Below are 14994 nucleotides of genomic sequence, written 5' to 3' on the forward strand. Positions count from 1 at the left end.
GCCGCGCGACGCGCCGAAGCCGCTCGACCCGCCGGTGCGGGCGGCGCTGCTGACCGTCAGCACCTCGCGCGCCGGCGATCCGCCCGACGACCCGGGGACGCTGGCGCTGCGGGCGCTCGCCGCGGCGCTCGGGGCCGAGGTCGCCGTCGCCGAGCGGGTCCCCGACGACCGGGCCGCGATCGCCGCCCGGCTGGTGGCGTTCGCCGACGAGGCGGCGGTCGACCTGGTCCTGACCGCGGGCGGCACCGGCATGACCGTCGACGACGTGACGCCCGAGGCGACCCTCGACGCCTGCGAGCGGATCGCGCCGGGGATCGCCGAGGCGCTGCGCCTGGCCTCGCGCGAGCACACCCACGCCTGGCCGCTCTCGCGCGGGGTCGCCGCGATCCGCGGCCGCACGCTGGTGGTCAACCTGCCCGGGACGCCGAGGGCCGCGGCCGAGGCCGAGCCGGTGCTCGGGCCGATCCTGACCCACGCGATCCGGCTGCTGCGGCGCTGAGCGTCAGGCCGCGCGCTCCGCGGGCCGCTCGACGATCGCGTCCCGCAGCGGCGCCAGCGCGGCGCCGATCTGGGCGACCTGCTCGGCCCCGACCCGCAGCTCCTGCAACGTCGCGACGAGGTGGCCGACCACGCGGTCGAACGCCTCGTCGGTGATCCCGAGCCCGGCGTGCGCGCGATCCATCGCCCGGCCGACGTAGGCGTTGACGTTGCCGCCCAGGGCGACCGACAGGAACGCCCGCTGGTGGCGCTTGAGCTGGTCGCCGTCGACCTCGGTGAAGTAGGGCGCGAGCAGCTCGTCGGCCCACACGAGCTCGTAGAAGCGGTCGACCGCGGCGGCGACGGCGGGGGCACCGCCGATCTGCTCGAACAGCGTGGGGTGATCTGGCATCTGGGCTCCAGTCGGACGGCGGGAACGGGCCACGGACGCTAGGGCCGCTGGGCCCGCCGCCGCGCGGCCCGCTGTCCATGCTTGGGCCGCGGGCGCCCGCCGCCGCGGACATGGCCGATCGTCCAGCGCGGGGTGGCCGCGCTGGCAGGCGGCCGGCGCTACTCGCGGTGCGCCGAGGACAGCCGCAGGTACAGCAGCCCGTCCTTCTCGGCCACGTCGTGGACGGCGACGACGCCGCCGGGCTCGGTGACCGCCCCGGCGGTGGCGCCGCTGTCCAGGTCGACGTGCCAGCCGTGGACCGGGCAGACCGCGTGGCGATCGGCGACCAGGCCGGCGTAGTCGGGGCTGTGTGGGTGGGGGCAGGCGGCCTCGATCGCCGCGAAGCCGCCCCGCAGCCGGTACACCGACACGGGCCGGCCGGCGAAGATCGTGCGCCGCCCCTCCATCGGCGGGACGTCGGCGGCGGCCCCGACGATCCGGTAGCCGTCGTGCAGCAGCGGCGCGCCGGCACCGGGCGCCAGGTCGTGCCCGTCGCGCATCTCGATCGTGCGCGGGGCTTCGGGAATCGGCGTCAGCGTGTCGTGCATCCTTCCCGTCCAGGGTAGGCGGACGGGCCACCGATGATGTTGGCCCGATGTAGCAATCGGTGCCCGCTGATCCCTACGGCGGGTCCCGGGGCTCGGTAGTCGAGGCAATAGAGTGGTTTGTGTATGCAGGCGTTCGGCCGACCATCTCTCATCGCGCTCGCCACGGCCGGCCTCGTGGCCGGTGGCGTCGGCAGCGCGTCGGCGGCCCCGACGTGGCTCGCGCCGACGACCCTCTCAGCGGCGGGCAGCGGTGGCAACGGCCTGTGGCCGCGCGTGGTGGTCGACCGACAGGGCGACGCGACCGTGGCCTGGATTCGCGAAGCGCCGGGCAGGGGGTTCGGGGAGACGGACTTCATCGTCGAGGCAGCGAGCCGGCCGGCCGGCGGATCGTGGAGCGCCCCGACCGCCCTGTCTCCGATCGGCCAGGAGGCGCATGGCCTTCAGCTCGGGATCGACGGGCGCGGCAACGTGACCGCCGTCTGGTCGCAGACCGGCGCCACGAGGGTCACGTTGCGGACCGCGAGCCGGCCCGTCGACGGGCAGTGGGCGCCGCAAGGCGACGTCATCGCGACGCTGCCGCGTGACGGGGAGGACTCCCTGCGTTGGCCGCAGCTGGCGGTCGACGAGCAGGGGGACGCCAGCGTCGTCTGGAACCGAGAGGTCGGTGACGACGTCGTGGTGCAGGCGGCGGACCGACGGGATGGCGAATGGGGCGATCCGGTCGACATCTCCGGTGACGATCAGACGTCGGGCCGTCCGGACGTCGCACGCGACGAGCAGGGGAACGCCACGGCGGTCTGGTTGTCCAACGGGATCCTCCGGACGGCGGCGCGACCGGTCCGCGGAGCCTGGAGCGAGCCGGTCGGGGTCTCCGATGCCGGCGAGCGCGCCTACGACCCGCAGGTCGTCGTGGACGGGCACGGGAGCGCCACCGCCGTCTGGCGGTCGGATGCACCGCTCAGCGATCCCGTCGTGCGGACGGCAAGCCGTCCGGCCGACGCGGCGTGGGGCACCCCGATCACGATCGGCGGGTCCAGGTCCGTGGGACGGGTGAGCTTCACCGGTCTGGGCGTAGCCGTCGACGCCGAGGGCAACGCGCTTGCGATCTGGGTCGACGACCAGCACGAGGTTCGGACGAGGAGTCGCTCGGCCAGCGGAGGGTGGGCCCGTTCGGTCAGCTTCGGCTACGGCTACGGACCGCAGGTGGCGTTCGACGCCAGGGGCGACGCGACCGCGATCTGGGAGGGCCCCGACGGTCTCGGCTCCGTGCGCGCGGCGAGCCACCCCGCCGGTGGGGCCTGGAGCGCCCCGGTCGACGTCCACGAAGCGGATGGCTACGGCCCGGACTACTCGTTGCAGGACAGCGGGCCGCAGGTGGCGGTGGACGGCCTGGGGAACGCGATCGCGGTCTGGACGGCACCGACGGGCGGAGGCATGTCGGCGCCGGTCGTGATGGCGGCTGCGGCCGACGGCACGAGCCCGCTGCTGGGCGATCCGTCGGTCCCGTCGACGGGGGTCGCGGGACAGCCCGTGAACATGTCGGTGAGCCCCTTCGACATGTGGTCGGCGGTGACTACGACCTGGGACTTCGGCGACGGCACGACGGCGACCGGCGACGCGGCGAGCCACACCTACTCCTCTCCGGGGGAGCGGACGGTGACCGTCGGCGGCGTCGACGCCGCGGGCAATCGGTCGGCGACCGTGACACGGACGATCGTCATCGCGCCGGCTCCTGACGGGTGTCCGCTGCGGTGCCCGCCGATCGACGGCCCGAAGCCGGGACCGGACGCGCCCGGGCCGAAGGCGCCGAGCGCCGCTCCGCCGCAGCTGACCGGCCTGCGCCAGTCGGCCTCCCGGTGGCGTCTGCGGGCCGCCCGCCATGGGCGACGGCTGCCGGTCGGAACGACGTTGCGGTTCACGCTCGATCGCGCCGCCACGGTTCGGTTCGAGTTCGTCAGGCGGGCGCAGGGCCGTCGAGGTGCAAAGGGGGGTTGCGCCAAGCCGACGGCTGCGAACCGCAGCCGGCCGAGCTGCACCCGCAGCGTCCTCGTCGGCTCGTCCTCGTTCGCGGGCAGGCCGGGGCGCAACGAGCGCAGGTTCAGGGGCAGGCTCGGGGCGAAGGCCCTGCAGCCGGGCCGCTACCTGTTGCGCGCGAGCGCCGTCGCCGACGGCGCGATGTCGGCGACCGCGGCGCTTCCCTTCACCATCGTTCGCTGATCGGCGCGGTCGGGCCGCCCGCCCGCCGCCCCGCCTTCCTGCCCCACGATCTGGACATCCGGCCGATGCCGGCGTCCAGGCCGGGGGCGCCGTGGATTCGACGTTCGTTCGAGCCCCGATCGGGGAAGTTGCTACCGGCGGTATCGACGGCTACGGTGCCGCTGTACGCCGTCGCGGACCGGTCGGTTCGCGGCGCCCCCCCAGGAGGAGCGAACGTGGTGCTGAACGCAGGATTCCCGTCGATCGGTCGCGCTCGCGCGGTCGCGGCGCTGGTGCTCGTGGCGCTGGCCGCGCTGCTGGCCGTCGCCCCCGGCGGCGCGCGGGCGAGCGTGCCCCCGCCCGCCCAGGACCCGTTCTACCGCTACACGGGCACGACGCCGCTGGCCGACATCGCTCCGGGAACGGTGCTCAAGACCCGCACCGTGCCCTACCACGTGCTCGGCCTGCCGCTGCCGCTGAAGGCGGTCCAGCTGCTCTACCGCTCGACCGGCCAGATCGGGCAGCCGACGGCCGACGTGACGTCGATCGTCCGCGGCGTCGGCGGCTCGGCCTCGCGGCGGCTGCTCTCCTACCAGTCCTTCTACGACTCGCTGAGCCCCAACGACCAGCCGTCGCACGCGATCGCCGGCGGGCTCACGCTCGGCGGCGCGATCCCGGCGGTCGAGACCCCGATGATCGCCCCGTTCCTGTTCGCCGGCTACAGCGTCGCGATCCCCGACACCGAGGGGCAGACGGCCAACTTCGCCGCCGGGCCCGAGTACGGCAAGCACACGCTCGACGGCGTCCGGGCGGCGTTCGCCTCGCCGGCGACCGGGCTCGCCAGCGACGCCAAGGTCGGCCTGTTCGGCTACTCCGGCGGCGCGATCGCGACCGAGTGGGCGTCCGAGCTGGCGCCGTCCTACGCGCCCGACGTCGATCGCCGGCTGGTCGGGGCGGCGATGGGCGGCGTGCTCGTCCACCCGGCCCACAACCTCCACTACGTCGAGGGCAGCCAGGTCTGGGCCGGCGTGCTGCCGATGGCCGTCGTCGGGATCGCCCGCGGGTTCCAGATCGACCTCAGCCAGTACCTCAACGACCAGGGCCGGCGGATCTACGAGAAGCTGAAGGACGCCTCGATCATCAACGTCCTGGGCCAGTACCCCGGCCTGACGTGGAAGCAGATGGCGAAGCCCGAGTACGCGACGCCGGAATCGATCCCGATCTACGTCGAGACCGTCAACAAGCTGATCATGGGCACGGGCGGGACCCCGACCACGCCGCTCTTCGTCGGCCAGGCGGCGAACGGCGACTTCGAGGGCACCAGCAGCGACAAGCCCGGGATCGGCGCCGGCGACGGCGTGATGATCACCGGCGACGTCCGCAGCCTGGCGCGCCAGTACTGCGCCAAGGGCGTCAAGGTCGAGTACCAGCAGTACGACGTCCTCAGCCACTTCACGGCGATGGTGATGTGGCTGCCCGAGGCGACGAACTGGATGATGCAGCGCTTCGACGGCCGCGCCGCGCCGCAGAACTGCGCGACGATCAAGCCGGGCAACCCGCTCGACCCGATCGCCGCGCCGGCCGCGCCCTGACGGCCGCGGGCGGGTGGACGTCCGGTCCGCCCGCCCGCCTCAGCCGGCTGCTGCCACCGCGTCCCGCTGGCGCGCCTCCAGCAGCGCCCCGACCCGGCTCGCGCAGCCGCCGCAGCCGCCCGACGCGCCGGTCCGCTCGCGGATCGCGGCGACGCTGTCGGCACCGTCGTCGACCGCGCCGCGGATCGCCCCGGCCCGGACCTGGTTGCAGGCGCAGATCAGCTGCTCGTCGGGGACCGGCAGCGGCTCCCCGGCCCCGCCGACGAGCGCATCCAGCAGCTCGTCGGGGACCGGGGCGCTGCCGTCGGCCAGCTCGGTCAGCGGCCCCGCCATCTCGAGGTCGCCGAGCAGCACCGCCCCGGCCAGGCGGCCGTCGCGCAGGGCCAGGCGGCGGTAGATGCCGTTGCGCGTGTCGATCGACATCAGCTCGTCGACGTCGTCGTCGTCGGTGTTGGACCACGGCTGGCCGCAGGCGAAGAGGTCGATGCCGACGATCTTGAGGGTCGTCGCCAGCGGGCTCCCCTGGTAGCCGGACGGCACGCCGGCGAGCGTGGCGCCCGCGGTCCGCGCCTGGGCGGCGATCGGCGGCCACAGGCCGTAGACGATTCCGCGGTGCTGGGCGCACTCGCCGACCGCCCAGACCCCCGGCGCGCTGGTCCGCAGCTCGTCGTCGACCACGATCGCGTGGTCGCAGGTCAGCCCCGACCGCAGGCCGACGCCGATCTCGGGCCGGATGCCGGTCGCCATCACCACCAGGTCGCTGGCCAGCTCGTCGCCGTCGGCGAACCGCACGCCGCTGACGGCCGCGTTGCCGACGATCCGCTCGGTCTGCTGGCTGAAGAGCAGCTGGATCCCGAGATCGCGGATCCGGCGCTCCAGCAGCCGGGCGGCGCCGCGGTCCAGCTGGCGCTCCATCAGCCGGTCGCCGAGGTGCACGATCGTGACCGAGGCGCCGTGGGCGGCCAGGCCGGCGGCGGCCTCCAGGCCCAGCAACCCGCCGCCGATCACGGTCACCATCGCGCCCTGGCGGACGGTCGAGCTCAGCCGGGCGGCGTCGGCGCGGGTCCGGAACGGGACCACGCCCGGCAGGTCGAGGCCGAGGATCGGCGGCATCGCCGGCTTCGACCCGGTCGCGATCACGGCCTTGTCGTAGGGGATCCGCTCACCGCTCTTCAGGAGCACCTCGCGGGCGTCGGTGTCGAGCCGCTTGACCCAGGCGCCGAGCCGCAGGTCGACGTCGTGGGCGGCGTACCACTCGGCCGGCCGCAGGTCGACGTCGTCGACGGCGTCGGGCCGCACGAGCGTCGAGATCCGCACCCGGTCGTAGGGCGGGTCGTCCTCGCCGCAGAGCACCGTCGTCTGCCAGGTCGAGGAGTCGCGGTGCGCGAAGGCGGCCTCGAGCACGGCGACCGCGGCCATCCCGCCGCCGATCACGACCAGCCGCTCGCGCTCGCGGCGGCCGGCGCGGAGGGTGGCGGCGACCAGCGGCTCGACCCGGACCGCCATCGCCTTCAGCTCCGGCTGGCGCGAGACCGGATCGGTCGCGTCGTGGCTGAGGTCGTTCAGCTGGCCGGCGCCCGGCGCCGCGTGCAGCGCGCCCCAGTGGAACGGGGCGAACGCGACGCCCGGCGCGATCCGCGGCGCGCCGTCGGCGGTCACGGCCAGCCGCGCGCGGACGATCGCGCTGCCGCGACGCGAGACCAGCCGCACCCGCTCGCCGTCGGTCACGCCGGAGCGCTCGGCGTCGACGGGGTGCAGCTCGACGAACGGCTCGGGGTCGGCCGCCAGCAGCTCCGGCGCCTTGCCGGTGCGGGTCATCGTGTGCCACTGCCCGCCGACGCGGCCGGTCGTCAGCAGTAGCGGATGGTCCTCGTCGGGGTCCTCGAAGACGCCGCCGGTGTCGAGCCGCCCCAGCCGCGCCCGACCGGACGGCGTCGCGAAGCGGTGCTCCGGGTAGAGCCGGCCGCCGCCGAAGGGCTGTCCCGCGACCGCGTCCGGTCGCGATCCGTCGCGGGCGAGGGCGTCGAGCGTCCGCTCGTCGTCGGCCGCCGAGTACGGCCACTGGATGCTGCCGCCGAGCCGCCCCAGGCGGCCGTGGGTGATCCCGCTCTGGTCGCAGACCCGCCCGGCGGTCAGGCCGACGAACTCGGCGTGGACGGCGGCCGCGTCCGGCCAGGCGAACTCGCGCTCCCAGCCCATCGCGCGGCCGAGCCGGGCGATGATCTGCCAGTCCGGCAGGGCCTCGCCGTGCGGCGGCAGCGCCTGGCGGATCAGGGTCACGCGCCGCTCGCTGCTGGTCATCGTGCCGGTCTTCTCGGGCCACGCGGCCGCCGGCAGGACCAGGTCGGCCAGGTGGCTGGTCTCGGTCGGGTGGAAGGCGTCCTGGACCACCAGCAGCTCGGCCTTGGCCAGCGCCGCCTGCGCCTTGGCGCTGTCGGGCAGGCTGACCGCCGGGTTGGTCGCGATCACCCAGACGGCCTTGATCGTGCCGGCGTCGAGCGCGTCGATCAGGTCGGTGGCGACGAGCCCGGGCTCGTCGCTGATCCCGGCGGCGGAGTCCGGCAGGTCCCAGTGCGCCTCGACGGCGGCCCGGTCCTCGGCCACGCGAGCGTCGCGGTAGCCCGGCAGCAGCGAGGCCAGGCCGCCGACCTCGCGGCCGCCCATCGCGTTCGGCTGGCCGGTCAGCGACAGCGGGCCCGCGCCCGGCCGGCCGATCTGGCCGGTCGCCAGGCAGAGCGCGTGCAGGGCGCGGTTCTTGTCGGTGCCGACCGTCGACTGGTTGGCGCCCATCGTCCACAGGGCCATCGCGGCGCCGGCCCCGGCGAAGCGGTGCGCGGCCTCGGTCAGCAGCGCCTCGTCGACGCCGCTGGCGCGGGCGGCGCGCTCCGGCGGCCACTCGCCGACCTGCTCGCGCAGATCGCCCCAGCCCTCGGTGTGGTCGGCCAGGAACGCGTCGTCGAGCAGCCCGTCGCGCTCGATCACGTGCAGCATCCCGAGCAGCAGCGGGACGTCGCCGCCGGGGCGGACCGGCAGGTGCAGGTCGGCGGCCTCGGCGGTCGTGGTCGTGCGCGGGTCGACGACGATCAGGAACGGCTCCTCGCCACCGGACGAGCGCCGCTGGCGGATCCGCTGCCAGACGATCGGATGGCAGGCCGCGGCGTTCGACCCCAGCAGCAGGATGCAGTCCGCGTGGTCGAGGTCGTCGTAGCTGGGCGGCGGGCCGTCGCTGCCGAAGGTCGCCTTGTAGCCCGCGACCGCCGAGCTCATGCAGAGCCGCGAGTTGGAGTCGACGGTGTTGGTGCCGATGAAGCCCTTGGCGAGCTTGTTGACCGCGTAGTAGTCCTCGGTCAGCAGCTGGCCGGAGACGTAGAACGCGACCGCCTGCGGCCCGTGCTCGTCGATGATCCGGCGCAGGCGCCCGGCCGCCCAGCCGATCGCGTCGTCCCAGCCGATCGCCGACCACGGCCCGTCCCGGTGCTCGCGCCGCATCGGGGTCGACGCGCGATCGCGGGCGTGGACCGACGACGGCAGCGCCAGCGGCTTGGCGCAGGTGCGGCCGCGGTTGACGGGGTGGTCGGGGTCGCCCTCGACGGCCAGCAGCCGGCCCTCGGAGACCGTCGCCTTCAGGCCGCAGCCGACGCCGCAGTAGGGGCAGCCAGTGCGGACGACCCGCTCGCCGTGCCCGGTGCCGCTCACGCGGCTCCCGCCGCCGGCTCGCCGGCGTGGTCGCAGTCGCCTCCGCGATCGCAGGCCGAGGCGCCGAGCCGCACGTACAGCTGGCCCGCGCGCTCGATCACCTCGTGGACGCCGACGACCTGCTCCTGGCCGGCGACCCGGCCGCTGGCCAGGTCGATCCGCCAGTTGTGGAGCGGGCAGGTCACGCAGCCGTCGGCGACCAGGCCGTCGTAGAGCGGTCCGGCGCGATGGGGGCAGTGGGCGTCGATCGCCGCGAAGCCCGCGGGCAGCCGGAAGACGGCCACCCGCTGGCCGTCGACGGTCGCGCGGCGGCCCTCGAGCATCGGCACGTCGCTGGCGGCCCCGACCAGCCGGAAGCCGGCCTCGAGCAGCTCGGGACCGGTCGCGTCGGCGGTCTCGGGGACGGCGGTCCGGCTCAGCGTGTCATGCATCGGGGGACTCCTCGGCCGAACGGCCGCTGACGTGGGTGACGGCCAGGGCGGGGTGACGCAGCGCGGTCGCCGTGGCGGCGGCCCGCTCGGCCTCGACCTCGCCGCCCTCGGGCGGGCCGATCGGCGCCGCCTCGCTGTCGAGCTCGGCGAACTGCTTCGGGTGCAGCGGCGCTCGCCGCTCCTTCCACGGGTCGGGGTCGCAGGCGGCCTTGGCGATCCGGAACCGCTCCAGCAGCGCCGCCGGCTCGCCGGACTCCTCGTCCAGGACCGCCGCCTGGATCGTCTCCAGGCCGACCCGCTCGACGAACGGCATCGTCCGCTCCAGGTACTCGCCGTTCTCGCGGTAGTACTGGAGGAAGATCACGGCCAGGCGCAGGACGTCGTCCTTGGTCTCGACCTTGGCCAGCAGCTCGCCCTTCTTGATCGTGCCGGCGCCGCCGCCGCCGACGTAGCACTCCCAGCCGCCCTCGATCGCGACGATGCCGATGTCCTTGATCAGCGACTCGGCGCAGTTGCGCGGGCAGCCGGACACCGCCAGCTTGACCTTGTGCGGGGTGTAGAGGCCCTCGATCAGCTCCTCGAGCTCGATCCCGGCCTTCATCGACTCGCCCAGGCCGAAGCGACAGAACTCCTGGCCGACGCAGGTCTTGACCGTCCGGACCGACTTCGCGTAGGCGTAGCCGGAGGGCATGTCGAGCGCCTCCCAGACCGCCGGCAGGTCCTCCTTCTTGATCCCCAGCAGGTCGATCCGCTGGCCGCCGGTGACCTTGACGCAGGGCACCTCGAACTTCTCGGCGACGTCGGCGATCCGGCGCAGCTCGGCCGGCGTGGTGACGCCGCCGCGCATCCGCGGGACGACCGAGAAGGTGCCGTCCTTCTGGATGTTGCCGTGGACGCGGTCGTTGATGAACCGCGCGTGGCGCTCCTCGCGGTGCTGGTTCGAGTTGACCTCGGAGATCAGGTAGGCGAGGCCCGGCTTGCAGGCGCCGCAGTCGCGCCCGGCGCCGCAGGCGGCCGACAGCTCGGAGACCGACTCGCAGCCCTGCTCGCGGGCGACGGCGGCCAGGTCCTCGCGGGTCTGCTTGCGGCACGGGCAGAGGTAGGTCGCCTCCTCGACCTGGCCGCCGCGGACGACCCGCAGTAGCTCGGTCACCGTCGGCTTGCACGACCCGCAGCCGGCGCCGGCGCGGGTGGTCGAGACGACCTCCTGGGTCGAGCCGAGGTCGTTGTCGACGATCGCTCGCACGATCTCGCCCTTGCAGACCCCGTTGCAGTTGCAGATCTGGGCGCTGTCGGGCAGGTCGGCGGGGGAGGCCTGCGAGGCCTCGGCCAGCAGCTCCAGCGGATCGGCCACCTCGCGGGCGTTCTTGACCCCGTCCAGCAGCAGCTCGTGGCCGCGGGTGTCGCCCATCAGGATCGCGCCGACGAGCGTCCCGTCGCGGACGACGAGCTTGCGGTAGATCCCCGACTCGCGGTCGTGGACGGCGGCCGAGGTGGCGTGGCCGCCGTCGGCCGTGACCGGTGCGCCGCTGGTGTCGGCGTCGCCGATCGAGACCAGGTCGACGCCCATCACCTTCAGCTTGGCCGACAGGATCGAGCCCTCGTAGAGCGTGCGCCCGGCGGTCGCTACGGCGGTGGCGGAGGTCGCCGCGTCGCCGTCGTCCCGCAGCAGCTCGCCGTGCTCGACGACCATGTCGGGCCCGGCGGCGTCGAGCACCACCAGCGTCTCGGCCGCGACCTGCGCCTGCTCGTGGATCGGGGCCACGATCCCGTAGACCATGCCGCGGTGCTGGGCGCACTCGCCGACGGCCAGCACGCGGGGGTGGGACGTCGTCATCGTGTCGTCGACGACGATCCCGCGCTCGCAGGCGAGGCCGGCGGAGCGGGCCAGGTCGGTCCGCGAGCGGATCCCGATCGCGACCACGACCAGGCCGCAGGCCAGCTGCTCGCCGTCGGCGAAGCGCAGGCCGCGGGCGCGGTCGGGGCCGAGGATCAGCCGCGTCTGGCGCTCCAGCAGCACGGTCACGCCGAGCTCGCGCAGCGCCGGCTCCAGCAGCTCGGCGGCCGGGTCGTCGAGCTGGCGCTCCATCAGCCGGTCCATCAGGTGGACGACCGTCACCGACGCGCCCTGCGACGCGACGCCGTAGGCCGCCTCCAGGCCGAGCAGCCCGCCGCCGATCACGGCGACCTCGGTCCCGCGGGCCGCCTCGCGGCGGATCGTCTGGCAGTCCTCGGGGCCGCGGAAGGGGATCACGCCCGGCAGGTCGATCCCCGGCAGCGGCGGCATCAGCGGCTCGCTGCCGGTGCAGAGGACCGCCCGTCCGAAGCGGACCTCGGCCCCCGACGCCAGGCGTGCAGTCCCGGCGTCGGGGTCGAGCTCGGCGATCGGGTCGCCGACGATCGTCGCCACCCGCTGGTCGGCGTACCAGGTCTCCGGACGCAGCTGCAGCGCCTCGGGGTCCTTGCCGTCGACCAGCAGGTGCGACAGCGAGACCCGGTCGAACGGCAGCCGCGGCTCCTCGCAGACCATCGTCACGGTCAGCTCGGGATCCCGCTCGCGCAGGGCCTCGCAGACCGCCTGGCCAGCGATGCCGCCGCCGATGACGAGGATGTCGGTGGAGGTCGTCATGTCGGTTCCGGGCCTCTCTGTCGCAGGGTCGTGGGGGTCAGACCGACGCTTCGGCCACGCTCGGCACGCGGCTGCTCACGGAGGAGCGGCGCATGTAGAACGCCCAGGTCATGCCGGCCATCACGACGTAGGCGGCCAGGAAGACCCACAGCGCCGGGATCGACCAGTCGCTGTGCGCGGCGGCGATCTGGGCCTTGGTCGCGACCAGGTCGGCCTTGGCCGCTGCGGCCGCGGCGCTGTCGCCGGCCTCGGTCGCCTTGGCGATCAGGGCCTGGCCGGCCTTCGTCGCCTTCCCCATCTCGACGGTGGCGCCGAGGCTGGCCTGGCGGAAGACGACCTGGATCAGGAAGCCGCCGAAGGCGCCGATCGCGCCGGCGATGCCGATCACGGCCGCGGCCTGGCGCTTGAAGTCCAGCCGGGTCGCGAGGTCGCCGCCCTCGCGCTTGCCGAGCGTGGCGAAGATCGCCGGGATCATCCGGTAGGTCGAGCCGTTGCCGGCGCCGGCGAGGGCGAAGATCGCGCAGAAGGCGCCGAAGAACAGCGGGAACGAGTGCTGCTGCACGCCGACGATCGCCAGCAGGGTGAACGCGCCCATCCCGAGGAAGCAGGCGAGGGTGACCTTGGCGCCGCCGATCCGGTCGGCGAGCCAGCCGCCGATCGGGCGGGCGATCGATCCGATCAGCGCGCCGACGAAGCCCAGGCCGGCCAGGTAGGTGGCGATGAACGGGTGCTTGCCGAGGAACTCCGGGAAGGTGTTCTTGATCACCAGCGGCAGCGCGAACGAGTAGCCGATGAACGAGCCGAAGGTGCCGATGTAGAGGATCGACATGATCCACGCGTGCGGCTGCCTGGCCGCCTTCGCGTACGACTGCTTGTCGGACTTCGCCTGGCTGAGGCTGTCCATGTAGAACCAGGCGCCGACCATCGCGACGATGATCAGCGGCAGCCACATCAGGCCCGCGTAGGCCAGGTGGACCTCGTGCTGGGTGGCCTTCACCGCCGCCGCCGGGACGCCGATGATGATCACCAGCGGCACCACCAGCTGCGAGACGGCGACGCCGAGGTTGCCGCCGGCGGCGTTCAGGCCGAGCGCCTTGCCCTTGTGCTTCTCCGGGTAGAAGAACGAGATGTTGGCCATCGAGGAGGAGAAGTTGCCTCCGCCGACGCCGGCGGTCGCGGCGACGGCCAGCAGGATCCAGAACTGGGTGTCGTGGGCCTGGTCGGCGAGCCAGCCGCTCGGCACGATGATCGCCAGCAGCAGCGACGGGATCAGCAGCAGCGCGGCGCTGAAGAGCGTCCAGATCCGCCCGCCGAAGCGCGGGACGGCGAAGGTGTAGGGGATCCGCAGGAACGAGCCCACCAGGTTCGGCACCGCGGTCAGCCAGAACAGCTCCGACAGCGACATCGTGATGCCGACGTTGGCGAGGTTGATCGCGATCACGGCCCACAGGACCCAGATCGAGAAGCCGATGTGCTCGGCGAAGATCGAGAAGACCAGGTTCCTACGGGCGATCTTCTTGCCGGTCGACTCCCAGAACTGCTCGTCGTCCGGATCCCAGTGGTCGATCCAGTGGCGCCGGACGGCCGGCGGCGACTGCTCGCTCTGGGGGATCGTCGGTTGTTCGATGGTCGCGCTCATGCGTGGTCCTCGCGGTCGTCGGGGTGCCCGAGATGAGGGGCGGTGCGGGTCGCTCCGGAACGACGCCTTCGACGGTAGGCCCGTATACGAGGGCCCCCGTGCGCCGACTGGCAGAGAACGCAGGGGTGGCGTTGTCCCCGCGCTGTTGGACGGCTGGACAGGTGGCGTTGGACGGCTGTCGAAGCTTGCGCCGCGTCCCGCGTGACCGGCGGGCGTGGCGATGCGGGCGCGGCGCTCGGCTGGCCGTCGGGCCGCGGTCGGGCGCCGTGAGACGTCCGTCACAGAGCGCCGGTCGGGCGGCGCGGCGGCGCTCGTGGCGGATGCCGATCTCGCTTCCAGCCCGCCACGACGACCATCTAGGCTCGGCGGCATGCCCACGAGCGAACCGACCGCGCCGGCCGGCTCCGAGGTCGACGAGCCCGAGGAGCGCTTCTGCACCGTCGGCGACGTCGAGATCTGCTTCTCGACCTTCGGCGATCCCGAGGACCCGCCGCTGCTGCTGGTGATGGGGCTCGGCTTCCAGATGATCGCCTGGCCGGCCGCCTTCTGCACGCAGCTGGCCGCCGCCGGCTTCCACGTGGTCCGGTTCGACAACCGCGACGCGGGCCGCTCGACGCACCTGCGCGGCGCTCCGACGCCGATCCTGAGGGAGCTGGCGCTGCGGCGCGTCGCGGCCCCGGCCTACACGCTCGAGACGATGGCCGACGACGCGATCGGGGTGCTCGACCACCTGGGGATCGGTCGCGCGCACGTGGTCGGCGCATCGATGGGCGGCATGATCGCCCAGACGATCGCGATCCGCCGGCCCGAGCGCGTCCACTCGCTGGTCTCGATCATGAGCAACACCGGCAGCCGCCGCGACGGCCAGCCGAGCGCGGGGCTGCTGCCGCTGCTGTTGTCCAAGCCGGCCCGCGACCGTGACGGCTACGTCGCCTCGGGGATGCGGATCGGCGCCCGCACCGCCTCGCCCGCGTACCCCGGCGGCGAGCAGGAGCTGCGCACGATGCTCGGCCGCAACTGGGATCGCGGGGTCGAGCCGGCCGGCGTGGCCCGCCAGCTCGGGGCGATCATCGCGTCGGGCAGCCGGCGGGCGGCGCTGCCGCGGCTGCGGGTGCCGACGCTGGTGGTCCACGGGACCGCCGACCGGCTGGTGACGCCCTCGGGCGGCCGCGCGACCGCGCGCGCGATCCCGGACGCCGACCTGCTGCTGGTGGCCGGCATGGGCCACGACCTGCCGCGGGGGCTGTGGCCGCGGCTGGTCGCCGCGATCGCGGCCAACGCCGGCCGGGCGCAGGTAGACCGTCGACGCGGTGTCCTCGACCGTGCCGATCTGGG

At 74.2% G+C, this 14994-nt stretch carries 10 protein-coding genes; 4 read left to right on the forward strand and 6 right to left on the reverse strand.

Annotation, left to right across the window (positions count from 1 at the left end):
• On the forward strand, positions 1–499 hold a 499-nt coding region (locus tag PAI11_RS22450), incomplete at its 5' end, for a MogA/MoaB family molybdenum cofactor biosynthesis protein (protein ID WP_244406585.1).
• Between the two features lie 3 nt (positions 500–502).
• On the opposite strand, the gene PAI11_RS22455 is transcribed toward PAI11_RS22450, so the two are convergent.
• Together PAI11_RS22455 and PAI11_RS25080 are read right to left on the reverse strand one after the other, a co-directional pair.
• Complete coding sequence (locus PAI11_RS22455) at positions 503–889, reverse strand: group I truncated hemoglobin (RefSeq protein ID WP_007579059.1); 387 nt, start codon at positions 887–889, stop codon at positions 503–505.
• Positions 890–1047: 158 nt separating this feature from the next.
• A complete protein-coding gene (locus PAI11_RS25080) occupies positions 1048–1476 on the reverse strand; it encodes a Rieske (2Fe-2S) protein (protein WP_007579060.1) in 429 nt (142 codons plus the stop codon).
• Between the two features lie 123 nt (positions 1477–1599).
• On the opposite strand from PAI11_RS25080, the gene PAI11_RS27940 reads away from it, so the two are divergent.
• Together PAI11_RS27940 and PAI11_RS22470 are read left to right on the forward strand one after the other, a co-directional pair.
• Positions 1600–3693, forward strand: a complete 2094-nt coding sequence (locus PAI11_RS27940; RefSeq protein WP_040601433.1) for a PKD domain-containing protein — start codon at positions 1600–1602, stop codon at positions 3691–3693.
• A gap of 215 nt (positions 3694–3908) precedes the next feature.
• A complete protein-coding gene (locus tag PAI11_RS22470; RefSeq protein WP_007579066.1) occupies positions 3909–5264 on the forward strand; it encodes a lipase family protein in 1356 nt (451 codons plus the stop codon).
• Between the two features lie 39 nt (positions 5265–5303).
• Here PAI11_RS22470 and PAI11_RS22475 read toward each other — a convergent pair whose 3' ends face one another.
• Genes PAI11_RS22475 through PAI11_RS22490 form a run of 4 tightly spaced genes read right to left on the reverse strand, consistent with a single transcriptional unit; the run spans position 5304 to position 13659 of the window.
• Positions 5304–8960, reverse strand: a complete 3657-nt coding sequence (locus PAI11_RS22475; protein WP_007579069.1) for a nitrate reductase — start codon at positions 8958–8960, stop codon at positions 5304–5306.
• Positions 8957–9391: a Rieske 2Fe-2S domain-containing protein gene (locus tag PAI11_RS25085; RefSeq protein WP_007579071.1), complete on the reverse strand. Its 435-nt coding sequence runs from the start codon at positions 9389–9391 to the stop codon at positions 8957–8959. The genes PAI11_RS22475 and PAI11_RS25085 overlap by 4 nt, the downstream gene beginning before the upstream one ends.
• Entirely contained in the window at positions 9384–12020 is a 2637-nt protein-coding gene (locus PAI11_RS22485; RefSeq protein WP_007579072.1) for an FAD-dependent oxidoreductase, read from the reverse strand. Before PAI11_RS22485 ends, PAI11_RS25085 begins: the two co-directional genes overlap by 8 nt.
• Positions 12021–12057: 37 nt before the next feature.
• On the reverse strand, positions 12058–13659 hold the full coding sequence (locus tag PAI11_RS22490) for an MFS transporter (RefSeq protein ID WP_040601434.1): 1602 nt from the start codon (positions 13657–13659) through the stop codon (positions 12058–12060).
• 370 nt (positions 13660–14029) lie between these two features.
• On the opposite strand from PAI11_RS22490, the gene PAI11_RS22495 reads away from it, so the two are divergent.
• On the forward strand, positions 14030–14994 hold a 965-nt coding region (locus PAI11_RS22495), incomplete at its 3' end, for an alpha/beta fold hydrolase (protein ID WP_081488600.1).

Source organism: Patulibacter medicamentivorans, assembly GCF_000240225.1.
GTDB lineage: Bacteria > Actinomycetota > Thermoleophilia > Solirubrobacterales > Solirubrobacteraceae > Patulibacter > Patulibacter medicamentivorans.

Coding starts and splice junctions, on each gene's coding strand:
- PAI11_RS22490 (WP_040601434.1), bottom strand. CDS start 13,659: ATGAGCGCGACCATCGAACAACCGACGATCCCCCAGAGCGAGCAGTCG.
- PAI11_RS25080 (WP_007579060.1), bottom strand. CDS start 1,476: ATGCACGACACGCTGACGCCGATTCCCGAAGCCCCGCGCACGATCGAG.
- PAI11_RS27940 (WP_040601433.1), top strand. CDS start 1,600: ATGCAGGCGTTCGGCCGACCATCTCTCATCGCGCTCGCCACGGCCGGC.
- PAI11_RS22485 (WP_007579072.1), bottom strand. CDS start 12,020: ATGACGACCTCCACCGACATCCTCGTCATCGGCGGCGGCATCGCTGGC.
- PAI11_RS25085 (WP_007579071.1), bottom strand. CDS start 9,391: ATGCATGACACGCTGAGCCGGACCGCCGTCCCCGAGACCGCCGACGCG.
- PAI11_RS22455 (WP_007579059.1), bottom strand. CDS start 889: ATGCCAGATCACCCCACGCTGTTCGAGCAGATCGGCGGTGCCCCCGCC.